Annotated in this window: 4 protein-coding genes; 3 read left to right on the forward strand and 1 reads right to left on the reverse strand. The window is 73.7% G+C overall.

From position 1 onward, the window contains the following. Nucleotides 1-231: 231 nt before the first annotated feature. Nucleotides 232-2,550 carry a serine/threonine-protein kinase gene (locus U9977_RS24895; protein WP_322751712.1) on the forward strand — a complete coding sequence of 773 codons (2,319 nt, stop codon included), beginning with the start codon at nucleotides 232-234 and terminating at the stop codon, nucleotides 2,548-2,550. A gap of 166 nt (nucleotides 2,551-2,716) precedes the next feature. Then, nucleotides 2,717-3,613 (forward strand): tyrosine-type recombinase/integrase, encoded by an 897-nt coding sequence (locus U9977_RS24900; protein WP_322751713.1) that lies wholly within the window; start codon nucleotides 2,717-2,719, stop codon nucleotides 3,611-3,613. A gap of 204 nt (nucleotides 3,614-3,817) precedes the next feature. Here U9977_RS24900 and U9977_RS24905 read toward each other — a convergent pair whose 3' ends face one another. Beyond that, nucleotides 3,818-4,018, reverse strand: a complete 201-nt coding sequence (locus U9977_RS24905) for a hypothetical protein (protein WP_322751714.1) — start codon at nucleotides 4,016-4,018, stop codon at nucleotides 3,818-3,820. Between the two features lie 178 nt (nucleotides 4,019-4,196). On the opposite strand from U9977_RS24905, the gene U9977_RS24910 reads away from it, so the two are divergent. Beyond that, the coding region (locus U9977_RS24910) for a helix-turn-helix transcriptional regulator (RefSeq protein ID WP_322751715.1) at nucleotides 4,197-6,147 on the forward strand (1,951 nt) is incomplete at its 3' end.

Below are 6,147 nucleotides of genomic sequence, written 5' to 3' on the forward strand. Positions count from 1 at the left end.
GGATGCTGGACCGCCCCGGTCCAGCTGTGACCGTCCGGCTGGATGTCGATCTGCTCGGCTGATGCGGCCCCGGAATGCGCTGGTTCCTGTGACAATGCTGCCTGTCGCAGGAAAACCAGCACGGCAGGGCTTACCTCTGAGCAGGTAAGCGTGATCGTTTCCTGGGTGCCGGGCTCACGACCGCAACGGCCGTCGGTGGCCTGATTCGCGCGGGATAGTGTCCCATCGGGGATGTCTCGGTACGTCGACGCTCGCGGGGGGGTCGAGCGCGGGGCGGACGCGGAGGCGGGGGGCGTCGTCGTGGCGGTGCCGGCTGTGGAGCCGCTCGATGAGGACGACCCGACCAGCCTCGGCCCGTACACGCTGCTCGGGCGGCTCGGGGACGGCGGGATGGGCACCGTCTACCTGGCCCGTCACACCGACGGTGACCGGCTGGTCGCGGTGAAGATGATCCGCGGCGACCTGGCCCGTGAGCCCGAGTTCCGCGCGAGGTTCCTGCGCGAGGCGCACGCCGCCCAGCGGGTCGCCCGGTTCTGTACCGCCGAAGTCCTCGACGTCTCCACCGTCGGCCGGCGGCCCTATCTGGTGACCGAGTTCATCGACGGGCCCACCCTGTCCGGCGCCGTGCGCCGGGGCGGGCCGTTGCCCGCCGTGGAGCTGGAACGCCTGGCGGTGGCGGTCGCCTCGGCGCTGATGGCGATCCACGCCGCCGGGGTGGTTCACCGCGACCTCAAACCCGGCAACATCATGCTGTCCTCGTCCGGCGCCCGGGTGATCGACTTCGGGATCGCCCGCGCGTTGGACGCGACCACGATGCTCACCCAGGCCGGCATCGGCACCCCGGCGTTCATGGCCCCCGAGCAGGCGCTGGGCCGGCCGGTCACCGCGGCCGCGGACATCTACGCCTGGGGTGGGGTCGTGCTCTACGCCGGCACCGGCCGGGTGCCGTACGGCGAGGGCGCCACTCCGGTCATCTTGTACCGGGTTGTGAACGAGCAGCCCGACTTCACCGGCCTCGACGGCGGCCTGCGGACCCTCGTCGAGCAGGCGATGGCCAAGGACTCCACCCGCCGGCCGACCGCCCAGGACCTGCTACTCCACCTCGTTGGCAGCCGGCCGACGATCGACGTGACGTCCGGGCAGACATCCCAGGTTTCCGGACCCGCCCCGGCGGACCAGCCGGTCAACGGTTCCGCGCCGGCCGACGTGGCGACGGGCAAGCCCGGAAGCGGCGACCAAAGCAGTGGCCCGACCCGACCCGCCGACCCTCGGTCCGACCCCCCGGCGAACCCGCCGCCGCCGCGCCCGGCGGACCCCGGCCCCGCCGACACAGCCCGCCGACCGCGCCCCCACCCGGACGCGGCTGCCGGCTCGATGGGGTCGGCCACCGCGAAGACCGAGGTCGGCGTGGCCGCGGCAGCACCGTCGCCGCGCGGCGGCGACCAGCCCTCCCACCCCCGGCCGCGACACCGCTGGCCCCGCCGGCTGCGCCGCCCCCGGATAGCCGTCCCGCTCGCCGTCCTGACGGCCGCCGCCATCACGGCCGCCGCGCTGGCCGTCGCCACACTGGGCCACCCCTCGACACCTATCTCGCCCCGGCCCCTCGGCCAGCCGCTGACCGGCCACACCAACTACGTGGACTCGGTGGCGTTCTCCCCGGACGGCCGGATCCTGGCCAGCAGCGGCGAAGACAAGACGGTGCGGCTGTGGGACCTGACCGACCGGACCCACCCCGTACCGCTCGGCCAGCCGCTGACCGGCCACACCGGCGGGGTGAGCTCGGTGGCGTTCTCCCCGGACGGCCGGATCCTGGCCAGCGGCAGCGCCGACGACACGGTGCGGCTGTGGGACCTGACCGGCCGCACCCACCCCGTACCGCTCGGCCAGCCGCTGACCGGCCACACCAAGTACGTGCAATCGGTGGCGTTCTCCCCGGACGGCCGGATCCTGGCCAGCGGCGGCGCCGACAGCGCGGTGCGGCTGTGGGACCTGACCGACCGCACCCACCCCGTACCGCTCGGCCAGCCGCTGACCGGCCACACCGACTCCGTGTGGTCGGTGGCGTTCTCCCCGGACGGCCGGATCCTGGCCAGCGGCAGCGTCGACGCCACGGTGCGGCTGTGGGACCTGACCGACCGCACCCACCCCGTACCGCTCGGCCAGCCGCTGACCGGCCACACCGAACCCGTGAGCTCGGTGGCGTTCTCCCCGGACGGCCGGATCCTGGCCAGCGGCAGCGACGACGGCACGGTGCGGCTGTGGGACCTGACCGGCCGCACCCACCCCGTACCCCTCGGCCAGCCGCTGACCGGCCATACCAACTTCGTGTACTCGGTGGCGTTCTCCCCGGACGGCCGGATCCTGGCCAGCAGCGGCGACGCCAAGACGGTGCGGCTGTGGGACCTGACCGACCGCACCCACCCCGTACCGCTCGGCCAGCCGCTGACCGGCCACACCGACTCCGTGTTGTCGGTGGCGTTCTCCCCGGACGGCCGGATCCTGGCCAGCGGCAGCAAAGACAGCACGGTGCGGCTGTGGCAGCTGCGCTAAGCACCCCCGCGCCGGGCGGTCGTCGGTCCAGCCGGGCGCCCGGTCCCTCCGATAAGGAGCGTTGTCACAGGAAAACCGGCCGGGATGATCTCCTGAGCTGCATGGACGCCCGACCGGAGCGAGACGTCACCCCGTAGTTATCACAGGAACAGGAAGGAGCGGGCCGATGGCGGCGACGGCACGGATCCCCGACGGCCACCCCCTCGCCGGCCCCGCACGCGACTTCCTGACCGACCTGACCACCGCCGGCCGCAGCCCCCACACGGTCCGCGGCTACCGCGGGGACCTGGCCGCGTTCGCCCGCCACCACCCCGGCGGCCTCGGAACGGTCGACGTCGCCGCCCTGCGCGGCTTCCTCGCCACCCTGACCGGGCTGGCGCAGGCGACCCGGGCCCGCCGCCAAGCCGCGCTCGCCGCGTTCTGCGCCTGGGCGGTCCGCCACGACCTGATCCCCACCGACCCGACGGCCCGCCTCGACCGGGTCACCGTCCCGCCGCGCCTGCCCCGCGGCGTCGACCCGGCCCGCGTCGAGGCCGTCCTGGCCGCGATCCCCGCCGACCGGCTCCGCGACCGGGTCCTGTTCGGACTGATCGCCACCACCGGCCTGCGCGCCTCCGAGGCCCTCGGCGCCCACACCGAAGACCTCCAGCTGGACCGCGACAACGAGCACCTCACCGTCACCGCCACAGGCGGCCGCCGCCGCACCGTCCTCCTCGACGACCCGACGTTCCTGCTCCTGCTGCGCCGCTACCTGCGGACCACCGGCTACACGAAGGGCCCGCTGTTCCGCGCCACCAAGAACGGGGTCGGCGGCCCGCTGCGCTACGCCACCGCCGAGGAAGCCTGGACCAACTACGGTGTCACCGCCAACATGAAGATCACCCTGCACCAGCTCCGGCACACCCACGCCACCGAACTCCAACGCCGGCGTCCCCGTCGAGACCATCCGCCAGCGCCTCGGCCACGCCGACATCCGCTCCACCCTGCTCTACGCCGAAAAAACCGACCAGGCCGCCGACAACGACATCCGCGCCTGGCGCCGCCACCGAATCAACCCGACTGACATCCCACCCGCCCCACGCCCCGTACACGCCAGCCGATCATGAACGCGGCGTAGCCTCCCACGGTTTGACCCGGTCTCGTCGTCGAGTTCGGTCGTGCTGGTTTGCGGCGCCGGGTTGGACAGGACGAGGCGGCTGGTCATGTTCAGTTTCACCACCAGGCCCCGCGCGACGCCGCCCGCCTGGTCGCCCGAGGTCGCCGGGGGTCACAGCGCGCCGAGCGCGGTGAGGACCAGGATCTCCAGCGCGAGGGCGCCGGCGAACGCGGTCCCGCCGCGCAGGACCGCGGCCGCCGGGTGCACGCCGGCGCGCCGCTCCAGGTATCCGGCGACCAGCGCCACGCAGACAGACGCGGCGACACACAACGCCACCACGAGGATCTTGACCGTCATCGGATCGACGTACATCCAGCGCTCCTTCAGACCAGCCGCCCGGATCGGCGACAGTCCTGACGGTGGAGCACGCGTACAGGTGTTTCGTTTGTGCCGGAACATGACCGGAACGACCGGCCCGGTAAGCCGCTAGGGCAAACTGTCCGGTGGTTCCGGTACCGGAAGAGCACCGGAACAGGAACGGGGGGTTCCTATGCCGGCGAGCGAACCGAGCCTCGCGCTCGGGGAGATCTGCGCGATCCTGGGCCGGCTGCGCGGCAGCGCGGGCCTGACCGATCAGCAGCTCGCCAAGCGGTGCGGGTACAGCGTCAGCCAGCTCAACGCGATCCGCAACGCCAAGATCGCCAACCCGCCGCCGGACGAGAAGATCGAACGGTGGGTGCGGGCCTGCGCCGCCAACGAGGGCGCCGCCGCGTTTGCCCTGGCCGAGATCCGGGAGCTGGTCGCTGTCCATGAGCGGCACCGCGACCTGGAAAAGACCACCGGCAGCCGGCCCCGTGGGGACACAGGCACAAGAGTTGGGGAGGAATCCGCGCCGCCGCGTCAGGTGGGCGTGGTGCCTCGGCGGGCGGCCCGCTTCCAACACCGGGCCGCGGTCGATCTGCTGCAGGAGGCGGTCGGCGGCGGGGGGACGGCGGTGCTGTGCCAGGTGCTGGCCGGGATGGGTGGGGTCGGTAAGACCCAGCTCGCCGCCGACTACGCCCACCAGGTCTGGTCCGCGGGGTCGGTGGATCTCCTGATGTGGGTGACCGCGGCCAGCCGGGACGCGATCCAGACCACCTACGCGACCGCCGCGGCCGAGGTCGCAGGTGCCGACCGCGGCGATCCGGCGGCGGCCGCGGACACGCTGCTGGCGTGGCTGGCGGCCACCGACCAGCGGTGGCTGATCGTCCTCGACGACCTCGCCGACCCGGACGACCTGGCCGGGTTGTGGCCCCCGGACCGGCCGGGCGGGCGGGTGCTGGTCACGACCCGCCGCCAGGACGCCGCCCTGACCGATGATCGCCGCCGCCGGATCGACGTGGGTCTGTTCACCCCGGATGAGGCCGCCGCGTACCTCACCGCGGCCCTCGCCGGCCACAGCCTGCCCGGGGAGCCCGCTGAGATCGCCGGGCTCGCCGCCGACCTGGGGTACCTGCCGCTCGCGCTGGCCCAAGCGGTCGCCTACATCGTCGACTCGCGTCATCTGGACTGTGCGGCCTACCGCGGCCGGCTCGCCGACCGTACTCGGACCCTGGCCGATCTGGCCCCGCACAGCCGGCCCGACGGCTACCCCGTCGCCGTGGCCGCCGCCTGGTCCCTGTCGATCGAGCGAGCGAACCAGTGCCGTCCCACCGGTCTCGCCGGCCCGCTGCTCACGCTTGCCGCAGTCCTGGATCCCAACGGGATCCCCGAAGCCGTCCTCACCAGCGTCCCAGCGCGGGCCTACCTGACCGACCATCGCGTCCCCGCCGGTCAAACCGCCGTTGGTCCCCGCCCAGTCGACGCGGACGACGCCCGTGACGCGCTCGCCTGTCTACACCAGCTCAGCCTCATCGACTACACCCCAGCCAGCCCGCACCAGGCTGTCCGCGTCCACCAGCTGATCCAGCGCGCCGTCCGCGAACCGCTGCCCCCCGCCCGGCAACACACCCTCGCCCGCGCCGCCGGCGACGCGCTGCTGGCAGCCTGGCCGGAGGTGGAACGTGACACCGACCTGGCCCAGGCCCTACGCGCCAACACCGACACGCTGTACGGCTACATTCCCGACGCGCTGTGGCAGCCCGACGGACATGCCGTGCTCTTCCGGGCCGGCCGCAGTCGCAGCGACGCCGGCCTCGTCACCGCCGCCGCCGACCACTACCGCCACCTGCACGCGGCCGCCGCCCACCGACTCGGCCCCGACCACCCCGACACCCTGAACACCCGGAACAACCTGGCCTACTTGCGGGGGAAGGCGGGGGATCCGGGCGGCGCCGCCGCCGCGACGGAGGCGCTGCTCGCCGACTATCTGCGGGTCCTCGGCGACGACCACCCCGACACCCTGAACACCCGGCACAACCTGGCCCGGTGGCGGGGGCAGGCGGGGGATCCGGGTGGCGCCGCCGCCGCGTACGAGGCGCTGCTCGCCGACCGGCTGCGGGTCCTCGGCCCCGACCACCCCC

It is taken from the genome of Protofrankia sp. Cas8, assembly GCF_963555845.1.
GTDB lineage: Bacteria > Actinomycetota > Actinomycetes > Frankiales > Frankiaceae > Protofrankia.

Coding starts and splice junctions, on each gene's coding strand:
- U9977_RS24895 (WP_322751712.1), top strand. CDS start 232: ATGTCTCGGTACGTCGACGCTCGCGGGGGGGTCGAGCGCGGGGCGGAC.
- U9977_RS24900 (WP_322751713.1), top strand. CDS start 2,717: ATGGCGGCGACGGCACGGATCCCCGACGGCCACCCCCTCGCCGGCCCC.
- U9977_RS24905 (WP_322751714.1), bottom strand. CDS start 4,018: ATGTACGTCGATCCGATGACGGTCAAGATCCTCGTGGTGGCGTTGTGT.